Genomic DNA, 1,375 nt, shown 5'->3' with positions numbered 1-1,375 from the left:
GGGTCAAGTGCGGGCGCAAGCCCGGCGTAGCGAACACTTGACGCGCGTGGGGTAAATAAGCTGGTGCAAGGCTGGTTGCGGCAGAATGCGGCAATCAGCCCTGCAAGACCAAGCGAACTATGACGAACCAAACCCAGCTGTTTGAAGCCGCCTTGGGAATCAAGGCGCCGTGGTATGTGCAAGGCGTCGATTTCGGCACGGAACTGACGATTGCCGTGGACTTTGTCGCAGGCAGCCGGTTTGCCTACCCCGGGGTGCCGGGCGAACACCCGGTGCACGACACGGTCATCAAACGTCTGCGGCATCTCAACTTTTTCCAGTTCGACTGTTATCTGGAGGTGCGCGTGCCGCGTGTGCGCCTGCCGGACGGCTCGGTGCGGCTCGTAGAGCCTGACTGGATGGGCAAGCTGGATGGCTTTACGCTGCTGTTTGAAGCGCTCGTGCTGACGCTGTGCCGGGAGATGACATTTGCGGCGGTGGCTCGTCTGGTGAATCTGTCGTGGTATCGCGTGAAGGCCATCTGTGATCGGTACGTGGATCTGGCCGTGGCCGCGACTGACTTGTCCGACGTCACCGCGGTGGCCATTGACGAAACCTCGTGCCGACGGGGCCATGACTATGTCTCGCTGGTCGCCGACATGGACGCCAGGCGCGTGGTCTTCGTCACGCCAGGCAAGGATGCAGGCGTTGTCGAGCGCTTTGCCAGTCACCTGGAGGAACACAACGCAACGCCTGCGCAGATCAAATCGGTGAGCATCGACATGTCGCCCGCCTTCATTAAGGGCGTGGACGAGCATCTGCCCGATGCGCGCATGACGTTCGACAAGTTTCATGTAGTTGCGCACGCGTCCAAAGCGCTCGATGGTGTGCGCCGCGAGCAGCAGAAGACCGATCCCGCACTGAAGGGCATGCGCTGGTCGCTGCTCAAGGATGCCGACAGGCTGAATCTCGCGCAACTGACCGATCTCGAGGCGCTGATCAGCCAGTACACCACCAACCGCACGGCCCGTGCCTGGATGTACCGCGAGCAGCTGCGCGAGATTCTCGATCGCAAGCAAATCCATGTGGTCTCAAAGATGTTGCGCCGGTGGTGTAGCAACGTCATGCGTTCCAAGGTTGAACCCATGAAGGAGGTCGCACGCATGATCCTTCGTCATTTCGACGGCATCGTCGCCTGGGCGCAGACACGCCAGACCAACGGTTTCATTGAAGCCATCAATGGCCTGTTTCAAGCTGCCAAGCGCAAGGCGCGCGGATACGCCAGCTTCAAAACCATGCGAACCGTGCTGTTCCTCATCGCAGGCAAGCTCGACTTCTCGGCCTTCAACCCACATGCCTCGTAAGCCGCATTAGCCACTCCACTTTTGAAATAGCC

General features: G+C 60.1%; 1 protein-coding gene. It reads left to right on the top strand.

The genetic code is table 11. The features are described 5' to 3' along the window. Positions 1–119: 119 nt before the first annotated feature. Entirely contained in the window at positions 120–1,343 is a 1,224-nt protein-coding gene (locus tag PQR02_RS40405; RefSeq protein WP_408243382.1) for an ISL3 family transposase, read from the top strand. Positions 1,344–1,375: the final 32 nt, after the last annotated feature.

Origin of the sequence: Paraburkholderia sediminicola, assembly GCF_046026895.1 — a bacterium.
GTDB classification, from domain to species: domain Bacteria; phylum Pseudomonadota; class Gammaproteobacteria; order Burkholderiales; family Burkholderiaceae; genus Paraburkholderia; species Paraburkholderia sediminicola_C.
Note: the sequence above shows the minus strand (reverse complement) of the source record. Positions and strands in the feature narration are given on the sequence as shown.

Bases quoted from the DNA above. Each gene is read 5' to 3' on its own strand.
- PQR02_RS40405 (WP_408243382.1), top strand. From the start codon at position 120: ATGACGAACCAAACCCAGCTGTTTGAAGCCGCCTTGGGAATCAAGGCG.